A 1,659-nucleotide genomic window follows, 5' to 3' on the forward strand; every position below is an offset into this window, starting at 1 on the left:
CAACGTCATCGGCGCCGTCGGCGAAGTCAACAACGTCAGTAAAACCGACGTTGACATCTCCGAGACGAGCGTGTACGAGATCCGGACGACGCTGCAGAAGTCACCGGGCGCCGGTGACGTCGACCTCTCAGGGCTCTCAGTTCAGTACGTCGGCCCGGACGGCTTCGGCAACCTCGTTCACATCAGCGAACGTAACACGTCGGCCGATAGCGTGTCCAATGTGTACTTCGTGCAGGCGATCACGGCCGAGACCGAGGAGGACACGGTGATGACGAGCGAGAGCGACCGCTACGAACTCGTCATCCCGACCGGGACTCACTGGAACAGTAGTCACTCTCTCATAAACAAGACCTCCGCTTCGGACAGTGACAATGTTTCAGTGGCGACGTACGGTAGTGATGCAGACATCGAAACTGACATCAGTTCTATCGACGTCAACAACACCGACCTCGATCTGCTGACCGAAGGCGAAACCATAGAATTGACTGTTACGACGGAGTCCGGTTCGCAACGGTACGTGAACCTCCGCGTCCCGTCTTCGCTCGTCGGTGACGAAGGTGGCACGGTCCAACTCTAAATAGTACAATGTTCGAATTTATCAACGACGAGGAAGAGCGCGGTCAGGTGGGGATCGGGACGCTCATCGTGTTCATCGCGATGGTCCTGGTCGCCGCAATCGCCGCCGGCGTCCTCATCAACACTGCGGGCGTCCTCCAGACCCAGGCGGAGGACACCGGCCAGGATAGTACCGATCAGGTCGCAAACAACATCAACGTCATCGGCGCCGTCGGCGACGTCGCGAACGCGAGCGCGACCGACACGGCAATCGTCAACGCCAGCAACAACATCAGCGACTTCGACACGGAACTCACAGACTCGGAGGTCTATACCCTCCGGCTGACCACGCAGAAGTCCCCGGGCGCGGGTGACATCGACCTCTCCGGACTCTCCATCCAGTACGTCGGCGGAGAGTCGTTCGCAAACGTCATCCATCACACCGAGGCGGAAGCTCCCGCGATTAACGCATCTTCAAAATTAGATGACCCGTGGGTGAAGGGCGAAGGAACCGCGGCGTACTTCGTGCAGGCGATCACGGCCGAGACCGAGGAAGACACGGTGATGACCAGCGAGAGCGACCGCTACGAAGTCATCATCCCCCTTCAGCAAGTCTACAACGAATCGACTGGTGACGGGGCCGCTGGTGAATCAATCCAGAGTATCGAAACCACCGAAAACGACGGGTACGACAACAGCGAACTGCAGCTCCTCCAGGAGGGCGAGAACGTCGAGTTGACAATCACGACGCCCGCTGGTTCGCAGCGGTACGTGAACCTGCAGGTGCCCGACTCGCTCATCGGAGACGGTGGCAGCTCAGTTCAACTATAGATAAGACAATGTTCGAATTTATCAACGACGAGGAAGAGCGCGGTCAGGTGGGGATCGGGACGCTCATCGTGTTCATCGCGATGGTCCTGGTCGCCGCAATCGCCGCCGGCGTCCTCATCAACACGGCTGGTGTGCTGCAGACCCAAGCGGAGGACACCGGCCAGGATAGTACCGATCAGGTCGCAAACAACATCAACGTCATCGGCGCCGTCGGCGAAGTCAACAACGTCAGTAAAACCGACGTTGACATCTCCGAGACGAGCGTGTACGAGA

The 1,659-nt window shown here is 58.6% G+C and carries 2 protein-coding genes and 1 pseudogene; all 3 read left to right on the top strand.

What is annotated here, in order from left to right:
- A partial coding sequence (locus GRX66_RS18800; RefSeq protein WP_159527825.1) for a hypothetical protein occupies positions 1-577 on the top strand: 577 nt, incomplete at its 5' end.
- An 8-nt stretch (positions 578-585) separates the two neighbouring features.
- Positions 586-811, top strand: a pseudogene (locus tag GRX66_RS21000) (archaellin/type IV pilin N-terminal domain-containing protein); the annotation flags it as partial.
- Positions 812-1,394: 583 nt separating this feature from the next.
- A partial coding sequence (locus GRX66_RS18810; RefSeq protein WP_325064013.1) for an archaellin/type IV pilin N-terminal domain-containing protein occupies positions 1,395-1,659 on the top strand: 265 nt, incomplete at its 3' end.

It is taken from the genome of Halobacterium bonnevillei (assembly GCF_009831555.1).
Taxonomy (GTDB): domain Archaea; phylum Halobacteriota; class Halobacteria; order Halobacteriales; family Halobacteriaceae; genus Halobacterium; species Halobacterium bonnevillei.